Genomic DNA, 25,535 nt, shown 5'->3' with positions numbered 1-25,535 from the left:
TGACCTTTCAAACCTCGGCGGACGATCATAGCAAACATTTGCCGAGACCTTTTGGAGCAATCGCTATTAGGAACTGGCTGGACAAGCTATTGATCACAATTTGCTGTTCTGCCGAAATCTCGCGCCTGTTGCGGGTCGCTTTGATTGCAAAGTCAGGCGATGGTCACTGTCCCGAATTGGTTTTCGCGATACTGCAAAGCAGATCAACATGTCGATCCAACCATTCTTCGTCCAATGCCTCGTGACGTATGAGCTTGCGGAAATAGGGGGCAGCAACTGCTAGTTCTATGAGCTGGTCAACCGGAACGTCGGCGGCGATCTCACCGCGGTCTATTGCGGCTGCAAATACTGCTTCAACACTTGCGAACCTGTCTTTCATAAATTCAGTGATCACCAACCGCGCTTCTGCATCGTTGGACGCAGCAGCGACCACCTGGGGCGCGATTTGGCCCCATGGTGTGTCATTCAAAGCTCCCATCAGTACTCCGAGTAACCAGCGCAGGTCAGATCGCAACGGGCCATCGGTTTTGGGTGGTATGTTCGGCGGTGTTGCGATGCGCCTGAACGCTGCATCACGCAGACTGCGCGCATCTGGCCAGTGCCTGTAAAGCGTACTGCGGGAAATGCCCGTTGCCTTTGAAACTGCGCCATGTGTTACGTGTAGCACGCCTTCATCCATCAGTATCTTTTGCGCCGCATCAAGTGCGGCCTGTCGTGTGGCGATCAGCCTGGGATCTTCTTTCAACCACCCCTCCTATAGAACAATTTGTTGCACAATAGAACACTTTGTCCTAAAAGCATGGTCGACCAACACCTAAATCCCAATACTCAATTCCACAAACACGTCTTGTCAAAATGGGAGCGTATCAATGTTCAAAGTAGCAGCAACCCCGCTGGCGGTACTTTTATCGATGGGCGCGACACCCGCATTGTCCGAGAGTGGCACCTACGAGCTGGATCCTGGACACAGCCAGGTATTGTTCAGCTACAACCACATCGGATTCTCAGAAACATATGGAATGTTCTCAGGTTTTAGCGGTGAGATAGAGTTCAACGAAGATGATCCGTCTGCCTCGTCTGTCACAGTTTCTATGCCTGTAAAATCCATGATCACGGGCTGGGATGCCCGTTTGCAACACTTCATGTCCGATGACTTTTTTAGCGCGAGTGACGGTGACGTGGTCACATTCGCCTCAACCAGCATTGAAGTGACCGGGGACAATTCCGCGAATATTTCTGGCGACCTGACCATGAATGGCGTCACCAAACCTGTTGTTCTGGAAACAACGCTTAACAAGTCAGCGCCATACCCTTTTGGCGAAAAGGAGGGCACGCCGACCGTGGGGCTGGCAGCGACGGCGACTATCGTGCGGTCTGAATTCGGACTTGGGGCCTTTGCACCAGCGGTCAGCGACGAAATAGAGCTCTTGATCAATATCGAAGCGTTAAAAGCTGAATGATGTGTGCAGGGGCACCGATACGGCGCTGAGCACTCAATCTTTACTTTTGACGGGCTGACAACAAAATGAATGTGTTCCTGAGGCAACTGGCGGTTGCAACGACAGCACTGGCTTTAACGTGCCCTTTGGTATTCGCACAAGAGCGCTCCTTGCCGGAGCGCACCTCGCCCCGTCCCGAAACGACAAGCGGCGTACCGCATACTCAGATTGGTGTCGAAATTAATGCCGATTTGGCCCAGCTATTGCTGGAGCGTGTTGGACAATTCCCAGGGGTCACACTTGGACCGACACGCATTTCGCTACCTGGCGCGATTGGCTTTCAGCTTGATCCCGACATGTTGTTGTCTCAACCGAACTCTATCGTCGGTGGGTTTGAATTTGCGCATATGCATCCTGATGGCAGCTTGCACGCTTCGCTGCACCCCGCAATGGCGCTACAGGCAATTGAGGCTGGTTGGGCCGTTGCACACCCTTGGGCCAAGCAACGTCCTGGGTGGAGCGGCTTTGTGATGATATATACACCGACCACACCAGAAGAGTTGGATGTCGTCATCGATCTGGTCGAAAGTTCGTACACCTTCGTCACCGGCAACACCTTGGGTTAAGCCCGTTTTGCCCGAAAGTGTGCGGTGACGCCTGCTTCCTTTATGAGTGCTGTTTCAGCCGCCTTGCTATTAGCGGTCAAATTCTCTCTTACATTGTCGCCGTGGTGCAGCGCTCGATACGTTCAAGCCATTCGCATCAATGGTAGCTCCCGTCCCGCGCAGTTGAATTAGCAAAGCTCAGAGTCGAAGATCCGCTTCGGGCTGTACTGCTGACCTACGGACCAAAAATGCGAATGGCCGCAAAGTTTGCTTCTTGCTTGTTCATGCGGCGTTCAGCGAAAGTCGATCCATATCAGAGCCCCCCTTGGCGCAGATCGCGGCGAAGGTGCCAGGAGAGCCCAAAATACCTCATGCTGCGCAAGCGCTGAATGACGGGTTTCTCGCGATCATTTACCGGGGCTGCAGTTGGGCAAATTGTCGAAATTCTCTGGTGACAAATTCACCTAGCGAGCAACACGACACACTATCCGCAGCAGCCATCGCCCAGTTGAATTGGTGGGCAGGGAATGGTGGCAAAGGAACAGTAGACACAACAGTCGCCTTCCAACGGCTTCAAGACTGTTCTGCATGACTTGCATTCATAGAACCACTGGCAGGCATCCGTAGGCATTTCTTCAGTTTCGCTGTGCCCACAGTTTGGGCAAGTCAGCGTGCTTTCAAGCACAACAGTTTGTTCCGTCATTGTCTCACATCTGCATAATCAGAAAATCGTTGATCCGAGCCTCATAGAATACGACGACCCAAGCCAAGCCGGTCATCACGGTCGTCCCCAAAAGCCACCATTTCAACTGCTTTTGGGAACCGTGTTGGTAAGATACCAGCCAAGATACCGCGACGAGCGCGGTCGAAATTGCCAACACGTAGTAGCTAGCCGCTGCGACCTTCCCAAAGATTGCCAGCCAACTGCCGCCCAATCCCAGCAGCATCATCGTTATGGGTAATACACAGCAAGTCGCCACGCCAAGTGCTGACAACGATCCTATGTAACTAAGTTTGAGCACCCTCTGCATTTTCGTTTTCAACAGTCCTTTTGCGCGGAGTTGTCTAAGCGACCCTGTCTCGTATAACTTCTGTAGCCACTACAGGATCAAGGTGGGAAGTCTCACATGTTTGCGATTGGGGAAGCATCCCGGCAAAGCGGTGTCGGCATTGAAACGATCCGCTACTACGAACGCGAAGGGATCGTTCCTAAACCGGAGCGCGCTTCAAATAATCGGCGGATGTACTCCAGGCAGGATATTGGACGGCTTCGGTTCCTAAAGAAATGCCGTGAACTGGGCTTTCCGCTTGCCGATGCGAGGACGCTCCTCGAGCTATCTGAAAGCGATGGCGATGATTGCCAATCTGTTAAGGACTTGGCTGAACAGCACGTCCTGAATGTTCGCGAAAAGATAAAGGAACTTGAGCGTTTGGAAGCGGCGTTGACTGAACTCACAGCCAATTGCGACAGCGGGAATGTTTCCTGCCCTTTGCTTTCTCAATTGCGTACCGGGTAGTGGAACATCGGGTGTTGCGCGACCCTTTGGTACGCGCATTGTCTTCGCTCAGCATCCGGGGTAGCCTCGCCACGTGAAGTACCTTCGGCCAATAACCACGACACTTCTTACGGTTTGTCTGATCCTTGTTATGGGGCTTGGGAACGTCGCGCATGCGCTAGCTAGTGAGTGCGTTGGCGGGCATTGTATTGATCACATGGCCACAAGTGTTGAGGTGCAACACGCTAACCACGAGTTGGTCGCTCCTAGCGAAGACAGACAGCATGAATCGGACAGTACAGCACATGAAGGATGCAATCCTTTCCTGTGCAATGTTCTCGCGCTCATGGCGCAGGATTTCCAAACCACACCTAACCGATCCGTGATTGTAGCGGTATGGCAGGCCTCAAACCTCTCCACGCTTAATGAACCGGGCAACCCGGACAGACCACCTAACTCTTGAAACAGGTTTCCGACGTTGTTCACGGCAGTGAAAACGTTCCGGTGTGCTGCGATTTGTTTGCGGCACCACTCTGTTACATAAGGTTAGGACCAGTATATGAACCGAAAATATCTCCTGATTGGCACATGCGCCGTGGTAGCCATCGCTGCCTATATCACTCTTCGACCCGCCCCTGTTGAGGACGCAGCGCAATCGGCACCTACCGAGGGCAAAGCAATGGTGGCAATTCAGATGCCGCCTATCGAAGGAAATGCGGCCATCGGGCAGCGCATATTCGAAAACGCGTGTTCCGCATGCCACGGCAGCAACGCGGTAGGCGTTGAAGGCGCAGGGCCACCGCTGATCCATGTAATCTATGAACCCAGCCATCATGCAGACGAGTCCTTTCAACGCGCGGTCGCAATGGGCGTCAGAAGCCACCACTGGCAGTTTGGCAACATGCCTCCGGTTGAAGGCTTAACCCGCGGTGACGTGGCTATGGTCATCGACTATCTCCGCGAAATCCAGCGCGCTAATGGAATAAACTGAGGAATACCCCAATGAAAACGCTCAGCATAGTTGCATTGATCTCCACGCTTGTCACAAGCGCTTTTGCCCATTCGAGCGTGGACACCACCACACCCGAAAACGGCGCGACAGTTGCCGAAGTGCCCTCTGAGATCAGTTTCAATTTCGCGGATGATATTCGCCTGACAAAAGTCAACATGATCCACCAAGAGGCACATACCGTCGCACTCGATCTTGGAGGCCAGACAAGTTTTGGCCGCGCATTCGCGCTCCCGCTTCAAGGCATGGGCGAAGGCACGTATCGCATTGAATGGCGGGGCTTGGGTGCGGATGGGCACGCCATGCAGGGCGAATTCACCTTCACAGTGGACTGAGCATGCCCGATATCTGGGGAATAGGCGCGATTTTGTCCAAGCTGATGCTGTATGTCGGCATTAGTGGTGCGACCGGTCTTTTGATCATTCGGGCTGCTTTTGCCGAATTGGTGTCGCCTCTGGGTGATAGAATGCGTGGTCAGATTGCTCTGTTGGCGGGGCTTGCGCTTGCGGGCTCTTTCCTGGGGTTTATGCTGCGCGGTGCAGCCTTGACGGGCGGAGCTGATGGTATGACCGATCCAGAAATGCTCGGTCTGCTGTGGCAGACCTCGGTTGGCGACGTTCTCTTCTACCGGGTTGTCGGGACGGTATTGATGATCTTCGGGATATTCACACCCCTAGTCGGCCAATGGATCGCGCTTGCCGGTGGAATGATCGCCCTGTGGTCATTCGCCCAGATCGGGCATGTCCCCGAATTAGAGATAACTGGCGTCCGTTTGCTATTGCTTTTGCACCTTCTGGGAGTTGCGTTTTGGGTCGGTATCCTTGGACCGTTGCGTACCCTGTCGCAACGGCAAGAGTATTTGAACAACGCGGCCATGTTGGGGCATCGGTTTGGACAGGTAGCTTCGATCATTGTCCCTGCGTTGATTTTGGCGGGACTGCTGATGGCCTGGATGTTGCTGGGCGATATGCGGGCGTTAATGACAACGAGTTATGGGCAAACCCTGCTGATCAAACTTGCACTTGTGGGCGTGGCCCTGACGTTGGCAGCCGCAAATAAGCTCCGCTTCGTTCCGGCCATGCAGTCCGGGGATAATAATGCCGCCCGCCACTTGGCGCGCTCCATTGAAATCGAAACTGTGATCATTCTGATGGTACTTGCAGCAACCGCAACACTCACCAGCGTTTTGACCCTACCGAACTGAGGTATCCCATGAACGTGCGGGACTTTTTGATCATCCCATTTTTCAGCTTAGCAACGGGTGCAACTGCTGGTCACGAAATGGACGACCGGGACTTGACCAATGGGCAGACCCTCTACGCCGAACAGTGCGCTTCTTGTCATGGCGTCAATCTCGAAGGGCAGCCGGATTGGCAGACGCCTGACAACAACGGCATTCTGCCTGCGCCGCCCCATGACGAGACTGGGCATACATGGCACCACGACAACCAGCTTCTGTTCGAGTACACCCAGTTGGGTGGCGAGGCGGCGCTGGCAGCGCGTGGCGTCGACGGCTTTGCAAGTGGCATGCCCGGCTTTGGTGATACCCTCACCGATGACGATATTTGGGATATTCTTGCCTATATCCGTTCCACTTGGCCTGAACGTGTTCAGGAAATTCAAGCAGGCCGCAACCCACCGCATGACTAAGAAAGGCAACCTTCGCCACGTGGCGGTAAGGACATTGCGCCCATGTCGGGTTTTCGTGAAAAAGCCTTGCGCGCAAGTCTTTGAGTGAAGGTCGGTGATGCGCGATGCAATCGAAAGCGATACTGACAAGACCACTAACCTGCACATCTGGCAGGTCGGCCCGAGATATTATTCAGTCATCGTCTAGGTCGCTTCAACAGCTCCAAGATCACCAGACGAATGCAAGAGCCTGATAGGTGGATTTGACCACGTGGCAAACACTACGGTAGAAGTGAACAAATTCGTGGCAGCCGCATAGAGGCTGCAATCACCGGGCTGACAGATGTGATGAAACAGGCTTACGTGCACATTCAAAGAGTTGGCTTGGCTGCCCTCTTTCTGGCGTTGGTCGTTTGGTCCGTAACACCATCATTCTCGCATGCTCCGGCGATTATTGAGACGATCCAAGACCATCTTGAAATGGTCGAGGATCATGGCCATTCGCACGGGTTCAAAAAAGACCTCTTTTGGGCGATGCACGGCCATAGCCACGACGTGGCGGATCATGACCACAAGCAGCCGTTTCTCGCCAGTGTTTCAGGCACCGCACCTGAATGGCACAGGGACGAGGCATGGCGAAGGCTTAACTCAGACCGCGGCCCTAATCGTCAGTTCCGAATAGATCGACCTCCGCGAACTTGATCGGCACCGCGCGGCTCACGCGCATCACCGATCAATCCAAATATTTAGCGGAGTTACTCCATGAGAACCTTCCATAAAGGCGTCAGACGCAATTCTAAACGTCTCGCGTTCTTCGTCCTGTCCATGTTGCTGCTATCGCCCAGCGCAGCATTGGCGCATGATGTTACGCCCGGCGATGCTGGATACATCCAAGAAATCTGGGGCGTGCACATCATCCCCTTCATGTATCTCGGGGCTAAACATATGGTCACGGGCTACGACCACATCTTGTTCCTCCTTGGTGTCGTCTTCTTCCTCTATCGGTCGAAAGACGTTGCAGTCTACGTGAGCCTCTTTGCTATTGGCCACTCTATAACGATGCTCGCGGGAGTATGGTTCGGCTGGGGTATCAGCTCCTACATTGTGGATGCCATCATCGGGCTGTCCGTTGTCTACAAGGCGCTCGACAACCTAGGGGCCTATCAACGGTGGTTCGGCTTCCAGCCTACCACCAAGGCAGCGACTTTCATCTTCGGCCTGTTTCACGGCACCGGCTTAGCCACGAAAATACTGGACTACCAGATCGCACCAGACGGGCTGCTACCCAACCTCCTGGCCTTCAATGTTGGCGTCGAGATCGGCCAACTTCTGGCACTCGCAGCGATCCTCATCGTCATGGGGTACTGGCGAAAGAGCGCCAAATTTTTCGAACAAGCCTACACCGTCAATGTCGTCATGATGACCATCGGTTTTGTGCTGATGGGATACCAACTGACCGGCTATTTCGTGGCCGCATAAGGAAAACCTCAAATGTTTAACGCAAAGAAACCGAGCCTCGAAGAATTACCGAGCTCAGCCCAGCTTCTTCGATCCACGACAATCGCTGCTATCAGCGCCGTGGCGATACTCGTTGTGGTCGTTTTGCCTGCTGAATACGGGATTGACCCAACGGGCGCAGGCCGCGTGCTTGGCCTGACTGAGATGGGCGAAATCAAGCAGGAACTGGCAGATGAAGCCGAGCAGGATCAGCAAGTTCACGGGGCGGATCAGTCATCGAACTTACTCGATGACATCTTCGGTCAGTTCGTTGGCACAGCACACGCTCAGGAGGCGTGGCAGGATACAATCACGTTCACGCTCGAACCGGGTGAGTTCACCGAGATCAAGGCAACCATGGAAGAGGGAGCGACCCTATTCTACGCGTGGGTGGCCGAAGGTGGTCGGGTCAACTTCGACCTCCATGCACACGCGGGCGACCAAAACGTGACCTATGAGAAAGGGCGCGGTCAAACCGAAGGCGAAGGTAGTCTTGAAACTCCTTTCGCCGGAGATCACGGCTGGTTCTGGCGCAACAGGGACGATGAGGCGGTAACGGTGACGCTTCAATTGCGCGGCGACTACAGTGCTATAGTCCGGTAGGATTAGGTCGGAGAACTGGGCGCGCCTAAAACTCTAGGCGCGCTGGTGAAAGCCGACCTTGGCGCAAGCGCAGCGAATTGGTGCTTTGTCCGCATTGCGGTCTTCGTCGATCCGGATTTCGATTGGCGGGTTTCGCGAGCGCCGCATGAATTGCAGCGTCATAACAAACCGCGTACGTCGCAGTAGGGGTGTTATGTGAAGCGATCTCTGGTTGTATTATTGCCCATCTGAGTCCTCATCACTCCAGTGCCCCAATTCATAAATGCCCTGTTTTTTCATACGACGTATAAAAGCAAGGTAGTTTATCACCTGATCGACCTTATCCATGTCTCCGGTGGCATAGGCGACTGCAATCATCTTGAACTGAGCTTCAGGATCCTCCGCTACTTTTTCGTCACACCGATCCGCACTATTTTCAGTCCCAAATGAAGCGGTCCGTGCTTTGTACACTTCACCCCTCATCTCATTGAGGTAGGCCTTCTTACTGAGTTCGGGGGTGTTCTCGCCCAACTTAACCACGGCCTCCCAAATTGGATTGAGGCGTTCAAAAAGATCATTTCGACCATCAGTCATGTCTCTTCACCTCGCAGTTTAACAAATGCTTGTAGTTTGCCTTTAGGAAAAACTGACAGCGGCCTCCCGCGTTCGCCACGTGGCAGATCAGCACGAACAGGCGCCTTCGGCTTCTGATCTGCAAATCAGCCCTGATTTTCCCAATAGGGAAGTCAGGATCATTGAAATCGGTCTAGGTGCTTGGTGAAGGAAGTGAGGCAAAAATGGCAAGGTTCTGTAGCTGGTGGCGGAACTATGTGTCGTTTCACAAAAGCACTGTGGAACGTCACTGATCTTTGACTCTATCGACAGCCAAAACCTCAATAAATCGGTCAATCACGTCATTCAATTCTGACCCAAACATCAAGCATTTCTGTCCCAGCTATAACGGCATCCATCGATGGACGATACCGACAAGAACAATGACAGGCATAATTAACTACCGCTACGCTTACAAACCAGTGCTAGTTATTGGATTGATATTCCCGGCATAATGTTTCCAATTTTTAGGCGCTTGATGCGAAACTATTTTGGAAACTATCGATTGTTTCCAACGGCTATTATTAGGTCATCTGGTCGTCCACGGCGTTGCGAAACCGTCGCGCCAGATAGTCTACGAACGCTCGAGTTTTCGGTGCTAAATTGCGCCTTTCGGCAAACATTACGACAATATCTGTGCTGGGTGGCGCGTATTTCGGCATGACATGGATGAGTTCCCCGGATTCGAACTTCCGGTTTGCAATGTAGCTAGGTAGTCGCGCGATACCGATGCCAGCCAGTGCCGCTCGAAAAACGACATCAGTGCTGTTCCCCTCAAAACTTCCCGTTGCTTCAAATTTTTCGCCCACCTTCGGTTTGATGCTGTTCCAAGCGTTCCGTTGGCTTCTCCCGGCAACCCGCAAGCAATTGTGCTCAGCCAATTCGGCAAAATTCGACGGTGTTCCAGAACGCTCAAGGTATTCAGGTGAGGCACATAGCACCCTTCGACTCTGCATAATTCGCCTGATGACCATATCTGGGTTTTTGCGTTGTTCAGCAAAGCAGATCGCCACGTCAAACCCTTCACTGCGAAGATCAATCTCCCGGTCGGTTAAATCCAACGATACTTGAACTTCAGGATTCTCCTCCATGAATTCAGGCAAGGCGGGGATCAGCTGTGACTTTCCAAAGGCAACCGTGGATGCGACTCTGAGCACTCCGCGCGGGACACCATCAAAGCTAAGGATCATCGCCTCGGCTTCTTTGAATTTGTCAGCCATCGCTTTGCATTTTTCGTAGAATGCTAGGCCTTCCAGTGTTGGAGAGATACCCGTTCTGGTGCGATTCAGAAGGCGGTAGTGAACCTGATCTTCAAGCAACCCGATCTGCTTGCTCACAGCCGACGGGGTTTGCCCCATTGATCGTGCAGCCGCAGATATGCTTCCTTGCTCGACCACTGTCGCAAAAATTAACATTTGCGCAGAAATATCCATGTCATGACCCTTGCTGTTCCAATCTGGCATGGGGCCTATGCCAGATTGCCAAATTGTGAGCGCTACCAAACAGACGTATCTCTGCAGTGCAGCATAAATACTGCACTGCAGCAACGGACGAGGCAATATCATGGCAATTACACGATCAAACAGCGCGCTGGATGTCGTATTCGAAGCTGGCCGCACATTCTTTCATCAAAAACTGGACGCGATGCGAAAGGCACAGGCCAAACGCAGGGTTTATCGCGCAACGTATTATGAGCTCTCGGTGCTATCTGACCGCGACCTAACAGATCTGGGCATTCCGCGCAGTAGCATCAAAAGACTTGCTATGGAGGCTGCATATGGCTGCTAACGCCCAAACGGCTGGTACAGATCGTGTTCACGCCATCGCCCTATCAATCAGCTTCCTGGCGAGGATCGGAGCCACGGCAAATGCGGCCTTTAAGGCGCTTCAAACGGCCCGGATGCTCTCCACACTTTCGAATATGAACGACCATCAGCTCGCTCAGATCGGAATCTCGCGATCCGATATCCCAGAATATGCCGCAAAATTGATGGCTAACGAATAGAGAAATAGACCCTCAGAACAAACGATTGAACGGAATTTGCTGGTCCTCGCTCCTCCCAGAGTAAGCCAGCAAGAGCGGCGGCGAAAAAGCCAACAGGGAGCGCCAACGCAAAGGGCCAGCATTTTCATCTCCTCCCGAAAATGCTGGCCCAAACCAATCTGCCAAGCAGGAGCTCCGAAAAATGAGAGGTAGGAGAGACATCATAACAGTCTGGATTACCGTCACCATCGAGATGAAGATGTGAAGCTGGAATGCGTATGTGACGCCGCAAAAGATCCCGCTGCGTGCCCACAATTTGTTAAATTCAGTGGTTGTCTCGAGGCAGTGACTTGCGCGCGATGTCGCGATAGGCGTCAGCATTGCGTAGGTTCATACCCTTGTCAAAAGGTTGCACGAGATCACGGAAATACTGTTGCCAAGGAGATTGGCTTTCGGGCACGGGATATCCACCGTTTTGGATTAATTGGTCTTTGCGCCATTCAAGTTCCGCGTCGGAAATCAGAATGTTGACTGTGCAGGTGTTAAGATCAACGCGGATCCGATCCCCTGTTTGCAGGACTGCTAGGCCACCATTGTCGGCGGCCTCTGGTGCAGCGTTCAGAATTGAGGGCGAGCCAGAAGTGCCAGATTGGCGCCCATCACCTATGCAGGGTAACTCCTGAACGCCTTGCTTCAAGAGATAGGATGGCGCACGCATATTCACGACTTCTGCACCGCCGGGATACCCTTTGGGGCCGGTTCCTCGCATTACGAGAATACAACTGGTGTCGATATCCTGAGAAGGGTCGTCAATGCGCTTGTGAAAATCTTCGGGTCCATCAAAAACAACCGCACGACCCTCAAACGCGTTGGGATCATCGGGATTGGTAAGATAGGCTTTTGCAAATTCTGACCCGATGACACTGGTTTTCATCAACGCGCTGTCAAATAGATTGCCCTTTAGGTTGATGAACCCTGCCTTGTCTTTCAGCGGGGCATCAACGGATTTAATGACGTTGGAATTTGTGCTGCGCCAGCACGTGCAGTTGTTGGCTATGCTATGCCCGTTGACAGTTTTGGCCTCTTCATGAGGTAGGCGACCAGCTGCAATCAGCTCTGCGATCACGGCAGGAACACCGCCGGCTCGGTGGTAATCTTCGCCGAGATATTCTCCTGCGGGCTGTAGATTGACCAAAAGTGGTACATTGTGCCCCAAAGCCTGCCAGTCATCATTGTCAAGCGGCACACCTAGATGGCGCGCAATAGCATTTAGGTGAATAGGCGCATTGGTGGATCCACCAATGGCGGAGTTAACCACGATAGCATTCTCAAAAGCCGCGCGCGTCATGATGTCAGACGGGCGCAGGTCCTCCCACACCATTTCAATGATGCGTTGTCCGGTCTCATAGCTGATCTGACCGCGTTCGCGGTACGGGGCCGGAATGGCCGCCGCGCCTGGCAGCTGCATACCGAGTGCTTCGGCCAAGCTGTTCATGGTGGTGGCGGTTCCCATGGTGTTGCAGTACCCCACCGAGGGAGCAGATGCTGCGGCGGCTTCCATGAATTCATCAGCGGAAATTTCCCCAGCAGCAAGGCGTTCGCGAGCTTTCCAAATCACAGTGCCAGACCCTGCACGCTTCCCCTCGTGCCAACCATTGAGCATCGGCCCCACAGACAGAGCGATGGCTGGAATGTTGACCGTTGAAGCTGCCATCAGAAGTGCCGGTGTCGTCTTGTCACAGCCAATCATCAATACCACGCCATCAATCGGGTAGCCGTACAGCGTTTCAACCAAACTGAGATACGCCAGATTGCGGTCGAGCATGGCTGTGGGTCGTTTGCCAGTTTCCTGAATGGGATGGACCGGCACTTCGATGGCTGTGCCTCCTGCTGCGATGATTCCGTCGCGTACCCGTTTGGCGAGCTCCAGATGGTGGCGGTTGCAGGGGCTTAGGTCGCTGCCCGTCTGTGCAATTGCGATGATAGGTTTACCGGATTGCAGTTCTTCGCGCGTGAGCCCGTAGTTGAGATAACGTTCCAAATAGAGCGCGGTCATTTCCGGATCGCTCGGATTGGCGAACCATTGACGTGATCTGAGGTTCTCGGGCTTCATACGCGACATGCGTGCCTCCTAAGTCTTGGTCGTGTGTCGGTTAGATCTTTCGACTTTTGAACATACCAAACAGCGCAAAGGCGGATCCTGATATTGGAGCCGCGCACAGTAGCGGAAATTTGTCTGGCTCCACGTTTTTGAAACGCGCTTCCCAAAATTCACCGCCAACAGACTATGACAGTCCACCACGCACCTGGGCCAAAGCGTCTTTCGAAGCAGCAGCCATCAAACGGGCATCCGACGCGATTGTGACGAACTGGAACCCCATTTCGATGCGCTTCAAAGCGTATTCCGGTGTTCCGTTATGGCAGCCAGCGAATTTCCCATACTCTTTTGCCTTGGCGGCTATCAGTTCAATGGCCTCGGCCACGGGGGGCTCGACCTCATCGAATGCCGGGCGGCAACCTAAAGCCAGGGAAAGATCGGAAGGTCCGATGTACACGGCGTCAAGACCCGGAACCGACAGTATTTCTTCAAGGTTGTCGAGACCTTCCAGCGTCTCGATCATTGCGAAGACGACAATCGTGTCATTGGCATGCTCTGGGTAGTCTGAACCACCGTACAAGAGGCCCCGGATCGGCCCAAAGCTCCTTGTTCCTTTGGGAGGGTAGTGCGTCCAGGCCACAAGGTTCTCAGCATCTTCGCGGCTATTGATCATTGGACAAATAACACCGTACGCTCCGGCATCTAGCACTTTCATCAAAATACCGGGCTCGAGCCACGGCACGCGCGTTACTGGGACGGTATCGGTTGTCGAAATCGCAGTGAACATCTCGACCGCCTTCTGGTAGTCGATTACGCCATGTTGGATATCAACAGTAAGTGTGTCCCATCCTTGATGCGCCATGGTTTCGGCTGAAAAACCGCTTGGGATCGACAGCCATCCGTTGACTACAGGCCGCCCAGCGGCCCAATGCTCTCTAATTTTGTTTGGTCGCATCGGTTTACCTTTTCAGAGTATCCACACATATGGCCTGATCGTATCTGTTCTATTCCTCAAGAATGCCCTGACCACAAAAATCCCCGCCCTGAAAAACTACGGATACGTGGTCGATTGCAGGTTGGATGCATTCGGCATCGATACGGGCGCGAAACGCCTCAGAGTTGTCTTTTGGCTTCCATCCCAAAAAGCCTGTCTCTCGATTGTCCCACCAGGATGCATCGTTGTTCGAGGCACCGTAGATAATCGGACATCCCAAACGCGGAATAGCGAAAACACTCTCGATAAGAGATTTCAGATCATCGTAACTCAACCACGTTGCAAGCATGCGATGGTTCTTTGGTTCCGGAAACGATGAACCAATGCGGACAATTGCTGTCTCTATATTAAATTTCTCGAAGTAAAGCCGTGCGAGAGCTTCTCCGAAGACTTTTGACACTCCATAAAGACTATCGGGCCTTACCTGTGCATTGGCATCAAGCCGTGTTGTCTGTTCATGAAAGCCAATCGCGTGATTTGAACTGGCAAAAAATATCCTCGGCGTTACCGACGATTTTCGGGCCGCTTCGTAGAGATTGAATACACCGTCGATATTGGATTGTTTTATAGTTTCCCAGGGTGCTTCAATCGATTGCCCCCCCATGTGAACAATCCCATCGCACCCTTCAACCATGGCCTCAACCGCATCTTTGTCGCCCAAGTCACAATACACAATTTCTTCATTTTCACCGGCAGGGCCCACATCCTCTCGCGCGCCAAGGCGAATGGTTGTGGCAAGGCCCTGCAAGCGAGACCGACAAACCGACCCAAGGTTGCCATCAGCACCCGTTATCAAAAGTTTGTTTAGCATTTTGTATATCTCACTTTTTGCAGGCAGCGTTTAATTCGCTATAGATTGGAAGCCGTAGAGTTTTTCGGCGTTTTCTACGAGAGCGAGGTGACGCGCGCGGTCATCAGGAAACCAGTTTAGAACAGTATCGAGCAATGCGGCGTCGTTGGGGTAGTCTGTGGTTCTAGTCGCTGTGTTGTGAGGAAAATTTGTCCCCCATACAATGCGTTCGGGGGCATGGGTTGCCATGACCTTCGAAACCTCGGCTACGTCTGAATAATCAGATCCACCTTCAAAGGAAGACTCATAGCAACCGGCAAACTTGAACCAGCATCTACCGCCGTCGACAAGGCGTTTGAGCATGGCGACTTCATCGCCATCAGGCACGACGCCCCTTAAGAATTTGCCATGGTGGTCAAGCACCCATCTGGATCGCAGTTTTGAGAGCCTATCGACATGGTCCGAAATGTCCGAGCCATCGAACTGAATTGCAATCATCCAGCCCGCGGCAAAAGCACGGGCGTCGACCTCTTCGAGCTGACTGAGCCCAACCGCGCCCCCTGGCAGATCCACGATACGTGTTCCAACGACCCCTCCATCCTTGAGGATTTCAAGTTCTGCGTCAGAGGTTTCACCGTCAATGGCGGCCACGCCACGTGCCACGTCCCTGGTTTCTTTGAGCGCCGCCAGCAAATTCGCATGGTTGGCGTGATGTGCATTTCCTTGTGTGATGACAAACCTGTCAATGCCAAGCCAGCCCATGACTTGTCTGTACTCTGATAACCCAGGCTGGCCCTCTGGCAGATCAGGACCTCCTGGCAGTGCTGGAAACCCGGAAAGATAGACGTGAAGGTGTGTATCAATGGCGCCTGCAGGCAGCTTGGTCTCAGGGGCACGGCCAGAGAAGCTGCGTTCGATCATTCGGGTTCTCCCATGGCGAACTCTGCCAATGCATCACGATTGATCTCAATACCCAGACCCGGTTTGTTTGGAATTGCGATCACGCCGTTTTCATGTTCGATCGGGTGGGTGATTATCGCCTGCCTGAATGGGTTATGCGTCCGATCAAACTCAAAAATCGGTTCGATTGGATCACGCCGTGGTGGGTCTGGTAACAGGGCCGAAACAAACTGGAGGCTCGCAGCGATTTGCACTGCCGTTCCCCAAACATGCGGAACAACACGTACGCCGTGAAGAGCCGCCATATCAACGACCCGGCGCATCTCCGAAAAACCGCCAGTGCCACACAAGTCTGGCTGGGCGATATCGATACATCCTGTTTCCAGGGGCTCGCGGAACGCGAACCTGCCATGCCAAGTCTCGCCACCAGCAACCGGAATAGGTTGACCGTCGCGTACACGACGGTACGCGTCAAGTTGTTCCGGAATGACCGGTTCCTCGAACCAATCGATATCGAACTCTGCCGCTCGGTTGCCCAGAGTGATCGCTTCTTGGATCGAGTACCCGTGATTTGCGTCTATCATCAGACGAGTATGCGTTCCGATCGCTTCACGCACCGCCTTGATGACTGCAACATCCTCTTCCACCCCAAAGCCAATCTTGATTTTAACTGCGTGGAACCCTGCAGCGACATGGGCTGCGCATTCCTCGGCATTGTCCGAAATACGATCGACCCCGTCGCGCCGGAAAGACCCGGTGGCATATGCCTTTACTTTGTCCCGAACACGTCCTCCGAGAAGCACCGAAACCGGAACGCCAAAGTGGTGACCCTTGATATCCCACAAAGCGACATCAATTCCTGAAAGTGCGGTCATTGTGAGACCGCGCTGCCCTTGGTCTCGAAGGAGATTATACAGGCCTTGCCAGAGAACTTCCGTATCCAGCGGATTGCGGCCAATCAAATAGGGCGCATAGGCCTTTACGATCGCAGCGTTTGGCTGAGCTGGCCCCAGGCATTCTCCCCAACCCGTTGTTCCGTCGTCACAGATAATCTCGACCAAAACATGTTGGCGTCGCGTGAAACGAGTTGCTGCGCTCTCGAAGGCGGTCTCAAGCTTGTAGTCAAGAAGATGTGTATGGACCTCGGAAATCTTCATTTACACACCTCCAACTGGGCAGCGTCCCGAGCAAGGGTCTCGATACCCGCCCAATCGGTCGCTGCGATAAGATCTTTGGGCGCCACCCAACTGCCTCCAGCGCAAACCACATTCTGCTGCGCCAGATATGAGCCTGCATTGGCCGCGCTGACCCCACCTGTAGGACAGAAGGAAACCTGCGGCAAAGGCGCGCCAATAGCCTTGAGTGCCGATACTCCGCCCGAGGCCTCGGCTGGAAAGAACTTGAGCATATCATAGCCGCGCGCCAAAAGACGCATCGCCTCAGACGCAGTCGCGGCCCCGGGCAGGAGCGGCAATCCTTCGGCTTCACAAGCCGCCAGCAGTTCATCGGTTGCCCCCGGAGAGACACCGAAGGTAGCGCCCGCCTCTTTGGCAGCCCGAACATCTTCGGGGGTTATCAGTGTGCCAGCCCCCACATGCCCACCCGGGACGCCGCTCATGACCCGAATAACCTCGAGAGCGGCAGGAGTGCGCAATGTGACCTCCAGCGTGGGTAAACCGCCTGCGATAAGCGCCTCGGCCAATGGTCGGGCTGTTGTGACATCATCAACCATCAAAACCGGCACAATTGGCGCGAGCGCACAGATTTCTCGGGCCCGTAAACTCGCTGCCTTTGGAGAAATAGTCATCTGGATCGATCATCCTTTTGGTGGGTACATCGTTTTTCCGATCCGGTTGTGATGCGGAAAGACTTGAAAAGCGCGTTTTCTAAACGGGACGAAGTATTAAAAAGTTTGACGGTGGTAGCCGGGTTGTCAAGCAAGCCGGTTTCCATAGCGTTAAATGCTCCCAAAGCTGTCATGCGCGGCGGTTTGATTTGTCTGTCGATCCGTTTCTGTGCTAGTTCCCTGCTGTTCTTTAAACCCAAGGCGATAGTCCTCTTAGTGAGTGAGCCCTATAGGGAAATGAGTTCGTCCCAGAATTGGACAAAACATGGCAGCGGTTCAGACATCAGTCAGAGAGCCGTGCGCGCCAGACCTCAAATCGTTTAAGAACGTCTGGGTCGGTTGCAGGATAGAGTCCGATCACTGGGGTGTTTTTGCGCACCTCTTCCAGAACGAAGCGTTCGAACAGCTCCATTGGGCCGGCCTCGATCGCAATATCATCGGCGAGGTGACGTGGGATAATCATGACACCATCGCTGTCACCCAGAACGATGTCACCAGGATAGACCGCCACGCCGCCGCATCCGATTGGCAAACCTATATCAACTGCATGATGTTTCGTAAGGTTGGTTGGGGCAGACGGTTTCGCAGCAAAGACTGGCATCTCAAGTGCTGCGGCACCGTCGGCGTCGCGAATGCCACCATCCGTGACAACGCCCGCCGCTCCGCGCATTTCCAGTCGCGTCAAAAGGATCGAACCGGCCGAGGCCGCCGAGGCATCCTGCCGACAATCCATGACCAATACCGCGCCTTCCGGACATGTCTCCACGGCCACGCGCTGCGGGTGATCTGGCTCACGAAACGCCTCGATTGGGTCGGTATCAGGTCGCGTCGGAATGTAGCGCAGCGTAAAGGCCGGGCCGACAAGAGTGGACTTGCCCTTGCCCAATGGGGCAACGCCTTGAACATAGGCGTTTTGGTAACCGCGTTTGTAAAGCAGCGTGGCCACAGTCGCTGTGCTGACCTTCGACAAGCGATCAAGCGTATCCGGACGCAGTTTGATCGTTTCGGCAGGCTGAGGGTTCGGCATGGACTGGATCCTTCTGCTAAGGCCGTGGGCAACTGTCGAGCAGGCTTTGGTTGATGGGAACAAGTGCACCTTTGCCTTGCACGACATGCCCTGCCAGTTTGCAAGCCAGTGCTATGCTGTCAGGTAAGGGTGTATCTGTTGCCAGCCCCGCCAGAATGCCAGCGTTGAAACTGTCGCCGGCAGCCGTCGTATCCACAACCGAGGCCAGAGGCGGAACATGGACAGAGCCCTCTGCGCCGCGGGTACGATAAAAGACCGTTTCTGCGCCATTCTTGACAACGATCGTTTCCGCACCGGCCCTTGCATAGCGCTGCAAAGTGGCCGCGGGGTTCATGTCGCTGAACCAACGTGCCTCGTCCTCGAACGATGGCAAAGCGATATCGCTAACGGCGGCCGCTTGCATGATGTTCTCGGTCATCTCAGACGGGCTGTCCCAAAGATGCGGGCGCAGATTGGGGTCGAAGGCAATCCGTTTTCCGGCACGCCGCGCAGACCGAGCAACGTCGAGCAAGGCGGCGCGCCCTTCAGGGTCCAAGATTGCCAGAGTGATACCCGAGAAATAGATGAAATCTGATTGCGTCATGGCATGGGCGAGTGCTTGCTTGTCTTGCGCCAACAGACGTGCGGCTGACTGACCACGCCAATAGGTGAAACTGCGCTCCCCGTTGTCCAGCGTGATAAGATACAACCCCACAGAACGGTTTGGCACGATCCGCACCTGCTGGGTATCCACCCCACTTTCGCGCATGGCACCCAGCATCCGGGACGAGATGGCGTCGTCTCCGACGGCGGTAAAATAGGACAAGGGCGTTTCGGGAGTGAGTTGGGCCAGATACCAAGCTGTATTGAACGTGTCTCCGGCGAACCCCATCTGATACGTGCTTGGCGCGTCAGTAGGGGCCATTTCGGCCATACATTCACCAATCGAGAGAATACGCATAGTCCGGTGTCCAGTACTTTGAAGGTTGACGAACAGTAGCGTTTGACACTTACGCCAACTGTGCTGCTGCGATCACGAGAACAGCATCCCACCATTGATATCAACATTGGTCCCGGTCAGATAAGCCGAGTCCTCGCTTGCCAGAAACGCCACGAGGTTCGCAACATCCTGAGACTGGCCTTGCCGCTTGAGCGGCGCAGCAGCTTCTAGCCCGCGACGGCCTGCATCGGGAGTATGGATGTTATGGAAATCCGTGTCGATCATGCCTGGGCAGATTGCATTGACACGGATATCGGGGCCCAGTTCCCTTGCAAGACTACGGGTGAACGTCATGACCCCGCCTTTTGACGTTGCATAAGCCGACGCACCCGGGCCACCACCGTCGCGACCCGCCTGACTGGCGATGTTTACAATGGCCCCGGATTTCATATGCAGCAGTGCCGCTTTGACCATAAGAAACGTGCTGGTCAGGTTGAGATCCATGACAGCCTGCCAATGCTCAAGCGACATCTCGGTGATTTTCTTGCGCGCGATCAAACCTCCGGCATTGTTCACCAGAATGTCCAGGCTGCCATAGGTATCGACCGTCTTGGCGATCAACGCATCGACCTCTTCGGGTTTGTTCAGGTCGCCTTGCATTGCAAACGCCTGTCCACCGATCTTTTTGATCTCGGCTACGGCTTCCTCGGCGCCAGCACTACTGGCGAAGTAGTTCACCGCGACATTCACCCCTTCGGAGGCGAGTTTGACAGCGCAGGCGCGCCCGATATCGCGGCCACCACCCGTGACAATTGCGGTCTTTCCCTGAAGTCTCATGGTTGCTCTTTCCCGTTCAATTGGTGCTGCTATGCGTGACTGATGGATCTGACGCTAAAGCTTGGCAAAATAGTCGAAGATTTCCGGCACGTTGCCGTCGCCCATGCCTGCGTCCGCGGCTGCCTGAAGGTTGTTCGCGGTTCCTTCAGCGATCTCGGCACGAGTGCCCACGTCCTCGGCCAGCTTCAGGAAGTAACCAAGATCCTTGTTGGCGTTGTTAATCGAAAACCCCAAATCGCTGACACCATCAACCGCGTAGTTCTTACAAAACTGCATAAAGGGGGAATTGGACGGTCCAGCTGACATGATGTCAAAAAGCTGCTGTTTGTTTACCCCTGAGCGTTCAGCCACAGCAAAGGCTTGGCTCATGGTGCAAGCTGTCGTCATGCCCATATAATTGTTGATGAGCTTGGTCACATGGCCCGCACCCAGTTCGCCGAGGTGAAAGACATTTTCCCCCAGTACATCCAGGACAGGTTTCACCTTCTCAAAGGCGGCTATATCGCCCGCTGCCATGATGTTCAGCAAACCATCCTTGGCGTGCGCCGGTGTGCGTCCCAGCGGTGCATCAATCATACCAGCACCTTTTGCGGCCAAGTCTGTGCCGATTTTGCGTGTGGACGCTGGGATCGAGGTGCCAAAGTCAATGACCACAGCACTATCTTTGATGCCTGCCAGGATGCCGTCATCGCCGTAGATCAGGCTTTCGACGACATCCGATGTTGTTACACAAAGCATCACGATATCGCTGTTTTCAGCAAGCTCTCGTGGCGTTGTAATCTCTACAGCACCGCGGTTGACTGTTGCTGCGACAGCTTCCTTGTTCCGACCCATAACAACCAGATCAAAACCGTTGTTTTGCAGGCACTCTGCCATGTTGCCGCCCATAAGACCGAGGCCGATGAAACCGATGACGGGTTTTGTCATATCTGACTCCTTAAACTCTTTCTAATTAGGCTTCGCAGAGCGCCGTGACCCCTGCCTGTGCAACTTTGAGATCCTGAGCTGGTGAGCCCGAGCTGACACCAATCCCGCCAACCACCTGTCCGTCGACCGTCACGGGAAGGCCACCTGCAACGGTCACCATTCGTCCGCCGAGCGTTGAGGATATTCCGTGTGCGGCCATGCCAGGCTGATTTGCTTCACCAAGAGCATCGGTTCCTTTTTGGATACCGGTTGCAGTGAAACTCTTGTCGATGGCCAAAATGATGCTGGTAATCTTGCCACCATCCATCCGTTCAAACGCGATGAGGTTGCCGCTTTCATCTGTGACGGCAATACACATCGGCACGCCGATTTCCTGCGCTTTGGCTCGCGCTCCTGCGATCAACTTGCCCGCGTCATCGATGTCCAGGCGTCTTATTGTCAGCATCGCCACATTCTCCTTTGATTTACGGGCCAATGATCAGGTTCGGCAGCGTCAGCGATATTGCCGGTACAAAAGTGATCAGCATGAGCGCGGCAAAGATGGCGAGGTAGAAAGGCCAAATCGTTTTGACCGCTTTCTCCATCGGTAGTTTTCCAACCGCACACCCCACAAAGAGACATGTCCCGACAGGTGGCGTGCAAAGACCAAGACCGAGGTTCACCAAAAGGATCATGCCGAACTGCAGCGGGTCGATACCCAGCATGTTCATCACCGGCAGGAAAATCGGTGTGCAGATCAGGATCAACGCGGCCATGTCCATGATCATCCCCAAAAGCAACAGGACAGCATTGATCATTAACAAGATCAGGATCGGGTTTTCTGTGATACCCAACAGGAATTCGACCGTTTTCGTCGGCACCCGGTTGAACGTCAGCATATAGGCAAAAGCACCGGCACAGGCGATCAGAATCATCACCATAGAAGTTGTGCGTACCGAAGAGATAACGGCAGTTTTAAAGTTTTCCCAGGACAGGCTACGATAGACAACAAGCGTCACGACAAAGGCATACATTGCCCCGAACGCGCCGGATTCAGTCACCGTAAAGACGCCTGACAAGACCCCTCCGACAATAATCACGGCCGTCAATAAACCCGGAATCGAACCCACAAAAGCAATGGCAAGTGCGGTCCAACCTGGAAACTGCTCGGCCTGATAGCCACGCTTGACCGCTACGACGTACGCTGCAATTGCAAGGCAGCAACACATAAGGACGCCGGGCACAACGCCAGCCAGAAACAGTTTTGAGATTGAAACAGCACCGCCCGTTGCAAGGGCAAAGATGATCATGTTGTGGCTGGGCGGAATGATGATCCCGGCAATTGATGACGTCACTGTGACGTTCACGGCATAGTCGGCATCATAACCTTTGTCTTTCATCACCGGGATCAGGATCGACCCAAGGGCCGAGATATCGGCAATCGCCGATCCGGAAATGCCACCAAACAACATGGACGAGAAGACATTGACGATGCCAAGTCCACCGCGCACAGCGCCTACGGCGGCCTGCGCAAACCGAACCAACCGGATCGCGATACCACCGTGAAACATAAGCTCGCCCGCAAAGATGAAGAACGGGATCGCCATTAGGGAAAAGACGTTGATCCCCGACACGATACGCTGGAATCCAACAAACAGCGGTAATCCTTCAAACCAAAAGGAAGCCAATGCAGCGATACCAAGGGCGTATGCCACTGGCGCACCGATGATGACACAAAGGGCAAAAACCCCCAACAGAATCATGAGTCCCATGACTATCCCTGATCTATGTTGTCTTGGCGTTCGTCTCGGCCCAGAAACAGGCGGATCAGATGGCCAGTGGAAAAAAGGAACACCAACGCGCCGCTGATTGTCAGTGGCAAGGAACGCAAGCCCTCTGACCATTGGATGAGCGGGATCAGCGTGTTCCATTTGAATTTGGTCAACTCGATTCCGTACCAAAACATCATGCCACCGAAACCTGCCATCAGGACATCAGAGACCACGACGAAAACCGTTCGCACAGAGGGCGGAACTATATTGCGGAACACGACAACAGAGAGGTGCGTGTGATTGTGCACGCCCGCAGCCGCACCGAGGAACGCGATGACCATGACCAACAGCAGTGAAACCTGCTCGACCCACGTGGGCGTGTTGTTCAGAACGTAGCGGCCAAATACCAGCCAGGCAAAGATCGCCGTCATTACAACAATGGCAACGCCAGACAGCAACATGCAAGCTCGTGCAAGCAGATCAAGAATCCTGTCCATGTTGCGCATGGCGGCAGGTGGGGTATCGGGCTCTTGCATTGGGATTCCTCTGAGACAAAACGCCCGGCATCCAATTGGTGGAGCCGGGCGCTCAAAGTTGGACTGTTACGACAACTTATTCAGTGGCTTGCGCCATTTCTACCAACGCTTTCATGTCAGGATTTGCAGCCAAGTAGTCTGCATAAACCGAATCCATTGCGGACTGGAATGGGCCTTTGTCAGCGATTTCATTGACTGTGATACCAGCCGCTTCGACATCTTTACGCGCTTGCTCAGAGCCGATTGCCCAAAGCTCACGCTGGACCAATGCGGCTTCTTCTGCTGCACCGCGCACAGCGGCCTGCAGTTCAGGAGACAGCGCATTGAATTTGGCCGTGTTCACGCAGATGCACTCGGGAATAATCAGGTGCTCGGATAAAGAATAATTTGTGGTCACTTCAAAGTGGCCGACATTTTTGAATGACGGGAAGTTGTTTTCCGCACCATCAACGACGCCGGTTTTCAGCGCTTGCTGAACTTCGGAGAAAGCCATTGGAGACGGGTTCCCGCCCATAGCTGAAATCATCGATGTATAAAGATCGTTGTTCATCACACGGATTTTCAGACCTTCGACATCTGCGGGAGTATTGATCGGCTTTTGGCTGTAGAATGAACGCGCACCAGCATCAAACCATGCCAGTGGCAGAACACCTGCTTCACCCATCGCAGCTGAAACAACTTCACCGGCGTCGCCATCCAGCACACGGAACATGTGCGGCACATCTTTGAAGATGAAAGGAAGCGATACAAGATTAGCTTCTTTCACCATTGGGCCAATGGGACCGAGGTTGAAGTTACCGACCTCGATTGCGCCGATACGAACCTGTTCAAGGGCATCCGGTTGGGAACCAAGAACACCACCGTGGAACACATCGACGGTAACCTCGCCGTCCGTAGCAGCGTCAACCAGTTCAGCAAACTTGTCCATCGCAGCCGTGTTGGGATGGCCGTCGTTGTGGATGTTCCAGGCCCGCCAGTTTTCGGCTGAAGCTGACGTTGCGATGAATGCCACAGCGGTCGCAGTTGCAAAGAACGATTTCGTGAAAGTCATGGGTTCTCCTCCCCGATTAATTTTGGACAGGATTTGGCTTTCATGGAATTTCAGAGACCGTAAGCTACGTAGCTTTCGATTTCCCCCAAGAACCAGAATCGCTGCTGCCCCTAAAGGGACACTAGTATCCAAGTTATGTCAACTGTAGGCTTTTAGTATGTCAGATTGCTTGACAGTCGAAAGCGCAGGGCATTTGATAGGTGACAGGCCTACATTGGTTCACTCAAGCAAAATAAAGTAGAATAATTATTTTATTTCAATGCTCTAACAGTGGACCATTAAATTGAAACGTGACTAAGATAGAGGGCGCGAGCAACATACCGTGGAAAATATTGTCAGACGAACCACAACCGATGCGGTCTATGAAGCGCTACACGACGAGATCGTTTCGCTTGAAATTCTTCCCGGTACAAAACTATCCGAAACTGAGGTAGCCAGCCGATTCGGCGTATCACGCCAACCTGTTCGCAACGCATTCACAAGGCTCGGCAACGAAGATCTGCTCTTAATACGACCACAAAAGGCAACCGTAGTTCGAGGATTTTCTATGGAGCGTGTGGCTCTCGCTCGATTGGTTCGAATGGCGGTGGAGCTGGAGATCATCCATCGAGCAATGGAAGTCTGGGACGCAACACGTGAAGCAAAGCTTGCAGAAAACCTCGCCTTACAAGAGCAGGCAATCAATGACGGTGATCTATCTGCGTTTCACGCGCTGGACTATGATTTTCACAAACTGATCTACGTGCTCAGCGGCAATCCTATGGCATTTGACGTGATGCTGGAATCAAAGCAAAAGGTTGACCGGCTTTGTATGCTCAGCCTTGAAAAGGGCAGTGCCGCAGACGCCATCCTCGCCGATCACCGAGAGATTGCACAGGCCATGGCGGCAGGAGACCATGACCAAGCGCAAGCCGCTGTCAGAAAACACCTGTCCCGCCTCGACGAAACCATCGACTTCATCCACAAGACGCACCCAGGCTACTTTGAGTAACCGAGGCCATGCGAT

The 25,535-nt window shown here is 53.6% G+C and carries 33 protein-coding genes; 13 read left to right on the top strand and 20 right to left on the bottom strand.

Going from position 1 to position 25,535, the window contains the following annotated elements:
- Positions 1 to 163: 163 nt before the first annotated feature.
- A complete protein-coding gene (locus AC2FIO_RS13795) occupies positions 164 to 745 on the bottom strand; it encodes a TetR/AcrR family transcriptional regulator (protein WP_496698317.1) in 582 nt (193 codons plus the stop codon).
- A gap of 124 nt (positions 746 to 869) precedes the next feature.
- Here AC2FIO_RS13795 and AC2FIO_RS13790 point away from each other — a divergent pair, with 124 nt between their 5' ends.
- Entirely contained in the window at positions 870 to 1,460 is a 591-nt protein-coding gene (locus AC2FIO_RS13790) for a YceI family protein (RefSeq protein WP_496698315.1), read from the top strand.
- 149 nt (positions 1,461 to 1,609) lie between these two features.
- Positions 1,610 to 2,065: a luciferase domain-containing protein gene (locus tag AC2FIO_RS13785; protein WP_496698313.1), complete on the top strand. Its 456-nt coding sequence runs from the start codon at positions 1,610 to 1,612 to the stop codon at positions 2,063 to 2,065.
- Between the two features lie 463 nt (positions 2,066 to 2,528).
- Here AC2FIO_RS13785 and AC2FIO_RS13780 read toward each other — a convergent pair whose 3' ends face one another.
- Both AC2FIO_RS13780 and AC2FIO_RS13775 read right to left on the bottom strand, forming a co-directional pair.
- Entirely contained in the window at positions 2,529 to 2,747 is a 219-nt protein-coding gene (locus tag AC2FIO_RS13780; protein ID WP_282170058.1) for a GDCCVxC domain-containing (seleno)protein, read from the bottom strand.
- Positions 2,748 to 2,751: 4 nt separating this feature from the next.
- On the bottom strand, positions 2,752 to 2,994 hold the full coding sequence (locus tag AC2FIO_RS13775; RefSeq protein ID WP_496698311.1) for a hypothetical protein: 243 nt from the start codon (positions 2,992 to 2,994) through the stop codon (positions 2,752 to 2,754).
- Positions 2,995 to 3,171: 177 nt separating this feature from the next.
- Here AC2FIO_RS13775 and AC2FIO_RS13770 point away from each other — a divergent pair, with 177 nt between their 5' ends.
- The 8 genes from AC2FIO_RS13770 to AC2FIO_RS13735 all read left to right on the top strand — a co-directional run bounded on the left by AC2FIO_RS13770 (position 3,172) and on the right by AC2FIO_RS13735 (position 8,278).
- Positions 3,172 to 3,561, top strand: coding sequence for a MerR family transcriptional regulator (locus AC2FIO_RS13770; RefSeq protein WP_282120584.1), 390 nt, complete (start codon positions 3,172 to 3,174; stop codon positions 3,559 to 3,561).
- Between the two features lie 538 nt (positions 3,562 to 4,099).
- On the top strand, positions 4,100 to 4,531 hold the full coding sequence (locus AC2FIO_RS13765; protein WP_496698309.1) for a c-type cytochrome: 432 nt from the start codon (positions 4,100 to 4,102) through the stop codon (positions 4,529 to 4,531).
- An 11-nt stretch (positions 4,532 to 4,542) separates the two neighbouring features.
- Complete coding sequence (locus AC2FIO_RS13760) at positions 4,543 to 4,884, top strand: copper resistance CopC family protein (RefSeq protein ID WP_282120582.1); 342 nt, start codon at positions 4,543 to 4,545, stop codon at positions 4,882 to 4,884.
- Positions 4,885 to 4,886: 2 nt separating this feature from the next.
- A complete protein-coding gene (locus AC2FIO_RS13755; RefSeq protein ID WP_282120581.1) occupies positions 4,887 to 5,753 on the top strand; it encodes a CopD family protein in 867 nt (288 codons plus the stop codon).
- 77 nt (positions 5,754 to 5,830) lie between these two features.
- On the top strand, positions 5,831 to 6,199 hold the full coding sequence (locus AC2FIO_RS13750) for a c-type cytochrome (RefSeq protein WP_282120658.1): 369 nt from the start codon (positions 5,831 to 5,833) through the stop codon (positions 6,197 to 6,199).
- A 363-nt stretch (positions 6,200 to 6,562) separates the two neighbouring features.
- A complete protein-coding gene (locus AC2FIO_RS13745; RefSeq protein WP_496698306.1) occupies positions 6,563 to 6,880 on the top strand; it encodes a hypothetical protein in 318 nt (105 codons plus the stop codon).
- Positions 6,881 to 7,003: 123 nt separating this feature from the next.
- Entirely contained in the window at positions 7,004 to 7,657 is a 654-nt protein-coding gene (locus AC2FIO_RS13740; RefSeq protein ID WP_496698599.1) for a HupE/UreJ family protein, read from the top strand.
- A 12-nt stretch (positions 7,658 to 7,669) separates the two neighbouring features.
- A complete protein-coding gene (locus tag AC2FIO_RS13735; RefSeq protein WP_496698304.1) occupies positions 7,670 to 8,278 on the top strand; it encodes a transmembrane anchor protein in 609 nt (202 codons plus the stop codon).
- Between the two features lie 33 nt (positions 8,279 to 8,311).
- On the opposite strand, the gene AC2FIO_RS13730 is transcribed toward AC2FIO_RS13735, so the two are convergent.
- The 3 genes from AC2FIO_RS13730 to AC2FIO_RS13720 all read right to left on the bottom strand — a co-directional run bounded on the left by AC2FIO_RS13730 (position 8,312) and on the right by AC2FIO_RS13720 (position 10,332).
- Positions 8,312 to 8,440, bottom strand: coding sequence for a hypothetical protein (locus tag AC2FIO_RS13730; protein WP_496698302.1), 129 nt, complete (start codon positions 8,438 to 8,440; stop codon positions 8,312 to 8,314).
- Between the two features lie 54 nt (positions 8,441 to 8,494).
- Complete coding sequence (locus AC2FIO_RS13725; RefSeq protein ID WP_496698301.1) at positions 8,495 to 8,851, bottom strand: hypothetical protein; 357 nt, start codon at positions 8,849 to 8,851, stop codon at positions 8,495 to 8,497.
- A 542-nt stretch (positions 8,852 to 9,393) separates the two neighbouring features.
- Positions 9,394 to 10,332 carry a LysR family transcriptional regulator gene (locus AC2FIO_RS13720; RefSeq protein WP_496698299.1) on the bottom strand — a complete coding sequence of 313 codons (939 nt, stop codon included), beginning with the start codon at positions 10,330 to 10,332 and terminating at the stop codon, positions 9,394 to 9,396.
- A 100-nt stretch (positions 10,333 to 10,432) separates the two neighbouring features.
- On the opposite strand from AC2FIO_RS13720, the gene AC2FIO_RS13715 reads away from it, so the two are divergent.
- Positions 10,433 to 10,657, top strand: a complete 225-nt coding sequence (locus AC2FIO_RS13715; protein ID WP_496698297.1) for a DUF1127 domain-containing protein — start codon at positions 10,433 to 10,435, stop codon at positions 10,655 to 10,657.
- Positions 10,647 to 10,874: a DUF1127 domain-containing protein gene (locus tag AC2FIO_RS13710; protein WP_496698295.1), complete on the top strand. Its 228-nt coding sequence runs from the start codon at positions 10,647 to 10,649 to the stop codon at positions 10,872 to 10,874. Before AC2FIO_RS13715 ends, AC2FIO_RS13710 begins: the two co-directional genes overlap by 11 nt.
- A 304-nt stretch (positions 10,875 to 11,178) precedes the next feature.
- On the opposite strand, the gene AC2FIO_RS13705 is transcribed toward AC2FIO_RS13710, so the two are convergent.
- The 14 genes from AC2FIO_RS13705 to AC2FIO_RS13640 form a co-directional block, all read right to left on the bottom strand.
- Positions 11,179 to 12,975, bottom strand: coding sequence for an IlvD/Edd family dehydratase (locus tag AC2FIO_RS13705; RefSeq protein ID WP_496698293.1), 1,797 nt, complete (start codon positions 12,973 to 12,975; stop codon positions 11,179 to 11,181).
- Between the two features lie 163 nt (positions 12,976 to 13,138).
- Positions 13,139 to 13,906, bottom strand: coding sequence for an HpcH/HpaI aldolase family protein (locus tag AC2FIO_RS13700; RefSeq protein ID WP_496698291.1), 768 nt, complete (start codon positions 13,904 to 13,906; stop codon positions 13,139 to 13,141).
- Positions 13,907 to 13,955: 49 nt separating this feature from the next.
- Positions 13,956 to 14,756: an NAD-dependent epimerase/dehydratase family protein gene (locus AC2FIO_RS13695; RefSeq protein WP_282170071.1), complete on the bottom strand. Its 801-nt coding sequence runs from the start codon at positions 14,754 to 14,756 to the stop codon at positions 13,956 to 13,958.
- 30 nt (positions 14,757 to 14,786) lie between these two features.
- Positions 14,787 to 15,656 (bottom strand): amidohydrolase family protein, encoded by an 870-nt coding sequence (locus tag AC2FIO_RS13690; RefSeq protein ID WP_496698289.1) that lies wholly within the window; start codon positions 15,654 to 15,656, stop codon positions 14,787 to 14,789.
- Entirely contained in the window at positions 15,653 to 16,792 is a 1,140-nt protein-coding gene (locus tag AC2FIO_RS13685) for a mandelate racemase/muconate lactonizing enzyme family protein (RefSeq protein ID WP_496698287.1), read from the bottom strand. The genes AC2FIO_RS13690 and AC2FIO_RS13685 overlap by 4 nt, the downstream gene beginning before the upstream one ends.
- Positions 16,789 to 17,442, bottom strand: a complete 654-nt coding sequence (eda, locus tag AC2FIO_RS13680) for a bifunctional 4-hydroxy-2-oxoglutarate aldolase/2-dehydro-3-deoxy-phosphogluconate aldolase (RefSeq protein WP_496698285.1) — start codon at positions 17,440 to 17,442, stop codon at positions 16,789 to 16,791. The genes AC2FIO_RS13685 and eda overlap by 4 nt, the downstream gene beginning before the upstream one ends.
- 322 nt (positions 17,443 to 17,764) lie before the next feature.
- Positions 17,765 to 18,508 carry a ribonuclease activity regulator RraA gene (locus AC2FIO_RS13675; protein ID WP_496698283.1) on the bottom strand — a complete coding sequence of 248 codons (744 nt, stop codon included), beginning with the start codon at positions 18,506 to 18,508 and terminating at the stop codon, positions 17,765 to 17,767.
- 16 nt (positions 18,509 to 18,524) lie between these two features.
- A complete protein-coding gene (locus tag AC2FIO_RS13670; protein WP_496698281.1) occupies positions 18,525 to 19,448 on the bottom strand; it encodes a sugar kinase in 924 nt (307 codons plus the stop codon).
- 72 nt (positions 19,449 to 19,520) lie between these two features.
- Positions 19,521 to 20,264, bottom strand: coding sequence for an SDR family NAD(P)-dependent oxidoreductase (locus AC2FIO_RS13665; protein WP_496698279.1), 744 nt, complete (start codon positions 20,262 to 20,264; stop codon positions 19,521 to 19,523).
- Positions 20,265 to 20,318: 54 nt separating this feature from the next.
- On the bottom strand, positions 20,319 to 21,191 hold the full coding sequence (locus tag AC2FIO_RS13660) for an NAD(P)-dependent oxidoreductase (RefSeq protein ID WP_282170077.1): 873 nt from the start codon (positions 21,189 to 21,191) through the stop codon (positions 20,319 to 20,321).
- Between the two features lie 25 nt (positions 21,192 to 21,216).
- On the bottom strand, positions 21,217 to 21,636 hold the full coding sequence (locus AC2FIO_RS13655; protein ID WP_058272448.1) for a GlcG/HbpS family heme-binding protein: 420 nt from the start codon (positions 21,634 to 21,636) through the stop codon (positions 21,217 to 21,219).
- 19 nt (positions 21,637 to 21,655) lie between these two features.
- Positions 21,656 to 22,942, bottom strand: a complete 1,287-nt coding sequence (locus tag AC2FIO_RS13650) for a TRAP transporter large permease (RefSeq protein ID WP_058272447.1) — start codon at positions 22,940 to 22,942, stop codon at positions 21,656 to 21,658.
- A gap of 2 nt (positions 22,943 to 22,944) precedes the next feature.
- Positions 22,945 to 23,478: a TRAP transporter small permease gene (locus tag AC2FIO_RS13645; RefSeq protein ID WP_058272446.1), complete on the bottom strand. Its 534-nt coding sequence runs from the start codon at positions 23,476 to 23,478 to the stop codon at positions 22,945 to 22,947.
- A 76-nt stretch (positions 23,479 to 23,554) separates the two neighbouring features.
- Positions 23,555 to 24,529: a TRAP transporter substrate-binding protein gene (locus AC2FIO_RS13640; protein ID WP_108862003.1), complete on the bottom strand. Its 975-nt coding sequence runs from the start codon at positions 24,527 to 24,529 to the stop codon at positions 23,555 to 23,557.
- 322 nt (positions 24,530 to 24,851) lie between these two features.
- Here AC2FIO_RS13640 and AC2FIO_RS13635 point away from each other — a divergent pair, with 322 nt between their 5' ends.
- On the top strand, positions 24,852 to 25,520 hold the full coding sequence (locus tag AC2FIO_RS13635) for a GntR family transcriptional regulator (RefSeq protein ID WP_282120601.1): 669 nt from the start codon (positions 24,852 to 24,854) through the stop codon (positions 25,518 to 25,520).
- Positions 25,521 to 25,535: the final 15 nt, after the last annotated feature.

The organism is Ruegeria sp. CDSB086 (assembly GCF_059611065.1).
This window is presented reverse-complemented; position numbering and strand designations above follow the sequence as displayed.

Excerpts from the sequence above, each read along its gene's own strand:
- AC2FIO_RS13790 (WP_496698315.1), top strand. The coding sequence starts at position 870 with ATGTTCAAAGTAGCAGCAACCCCGCTGGCGGTACTTTTATCGATGGGC.
- AC2FIO_RS13780 (WP_282170058.1), bottom strand. The coding sequence starts at position 2,747 with ATGACGGAACAAACTGTTGTGCTTGAAAGCACGCTGACTTGCCCAAAC.
- AC2FIO_RS13775 (WP_496698311.1), bottom strand. The coding sequence starts at position 2,994 with ATGATGCTGCTGGGATTGGGCGGCAGTTGGCTGGCAATCTTTGGGAAG.
- AC2FIO_RS13770 (WP_282120584.1), top strand. The coding sequence starts at position 3,172 with ATGTTTGCGATTGGGGAAGCATCCCGGCAAAGCGGTGTCGGCATTGAA.
- AC2FIO_RS13765 (WP_496698309.1), top strand. The coding sequence starts at position 4,100 with ATGAACCGAAAATATCTCCTGATTGGCACATGCGCCGTGGTAGCCATC.
- AC2FIO_RS13760 (WP_282120582.1), top strand. The coding sequence starts at position 4,543 with ATGAAAACGCTCAGCATAGTTGCATTGATCTCCACGCTTGTCACAAGC.
- AC2FIO_RS13755 (WP_282120581.1), top strand. The coding sequence starts at position 4,887 with ATGCCCGATATCTGGGGAATAGGCGCGATTTTGTCCAAGCTGATGCTG.
- AC2FIO_RS13750 (WP_282120658.1), top strand. The coding sequence starts at position 5,831 with ATGGACGACCGGGACTTGACCAATGGGCAGACCCTCTACGCCGAACAG.
- AC2FIO_RS13740 (WP_496698599.1), top strand. The coding sequence starts at position 7,004 with ATGTTGCTGCTATCGCCCAGCGCAGCATTGGCGCATGATGTTACGCCC.
- AC2FIO_RS13735 (WP_496698304.1), top strand. The coding sequence starts at position 7,670 with ATGTTTAACGCAAAGAAACCGAGCCTCGAAGAATTACCGAGCTCAGCC.
- AC2FIO_RS13730 (WP_496698302.1), bottom strand. The coding sequence starts at position 8,440 with ATGACGCTGCAATTCATGCGGCGCTCGCGAAACCCGCCAATCGAAATC.
- AC2FIO_RS13725 (WP_496698301.1), bottom strand. The coding sequence starts at position 8,851 with ATGACTGATGGTCGAAATGATCTTTTTGAACGCCTCAATCCAATTTGG.
- AC2FIO_RS13720 (WP_496698299.1), bottom strand. The coding sequence starts at position 10,332 with ATGCCAGATTGGAACAGCAAGGGTCATGACATGGATATTTCTGCGCAA.
- AC2FIO_RS13715 (WP_496698297.1), top strand. The coding sequence starts at position 10,433 with ATGGCAATTACACGATCAAACAGCGCGCTGGATGTCGTATTCGAAGCT.
- AC2FIO_RS13710 (WP_496698295.1), top strand. The coding sequence starts at position 10,647 with ATGGCTGCTAACGCCCAAACGGCTGGTACAGATCGTGTTCACGCCATC.
- AC2FIO_RS13705 (WP_496698293.1), bottom strand. The coding sequence starts at position 12,975 with ATGTCGCGTATGAAGCCCGAGAACCTCAGATCACGTCAATGGTTCGCC.
- AC2FIO_RS13700 (WP_496698291.1), bottom strand. The coding sequence starts at position 13,906 with ATGCGACCAAACAAAATTAGAGAGCATTGGGCCGCTGGGCGGCCTGTA.
- AC2FIO_RS13695 (WP_282170071.1), bottom strand. The coding sequence starts at position 14,756 with ATGCTAAACAAACTTTTGATAACGGGTGCTGATGGCAACCTTGGGTCG.
- AC2FIO_RS13690 (WP_496698289.1), bottom strand. The coding sequence starts at position 15,656 with ATGATCGAACGCAGCTTCTCTGGCCGTGCCCCTGAGACCAAGCTGCCT.
- AC2FIO_RS13685 (WP_496698287.1), bottom strand. The coding sequence starts at position 16,792 with ATGAAGATTTCCGAGGTCCATACACATCTTCTTGACTACAAGCTTGAG.
- eda (WP_496698285.1), bottom strand. The coding sequence starts at position 17,442 with ATGACTATTTCTCCAAAGGCAGCGAGTTTACGGGCCCGAGAAATCTGT.
- AC2FIO_RS13675 (WP_496698283.1), bottom strand. The coding sequence starts at position 18,508 with ATGCCGAACCCTCAGCCTGCCGAAACGATCAAACTGCGTCCGGATACG.
- AC2FIO_RS13670 (WP_496698281.1), bottom strand. The coding sequence starts at position 19,448 with ATGCGTATTCTCTCGATTGGTGAATGTATGGCCGAAATGGCCCCTACT.
- AC2FIO_RS13665 (WP_496698279.1), bottom strand. The coding sequence starts at position 20,264 with ATGAGACTTCAGGGAAAGACCGCAATTGTCACGGGTGGTGGCCGCGAT.
- AC2FIO_RS13660 (WP_282170077.1), bottom strand. The coding sequence starts at position 21,191 with ATGACAAAACCCGTCATCGGTTTCATCGGCCTCGGTCTTATGGGCGGC.
- AC2FIO_RS13655 (WP_058272448.1), bottom strand. The coding sequence starts at position 21,636 with ATGCTGACAATAAGACGCCTGGACATCGATGACGCGGGCAAGTTGATC.
- AC2FIO_RS13650 (WP_058272447.1), bottom strand. The coding sequence starts at position 22,942 with ATGGGACTCATGATTCTGTTGGGGGTTTTTGCCCTTTGTGTCATCATC.
- AC2FIO_RS13645 (WP_058272446.1), bottom strand. The coding sequence starts at position 23,478 with ATGCAAGAGCCCGATACCCCACCTGCCGCCATGCGCAACATGGACAGG.
- AC2FIO_RS13640 (WP_108862003.1), bottom strand. The coding sequence starts at position 24,529 with ATGACTTTCACGAAATCGTTCTTTGCAACTGCGACCGCTGTGGCATTC.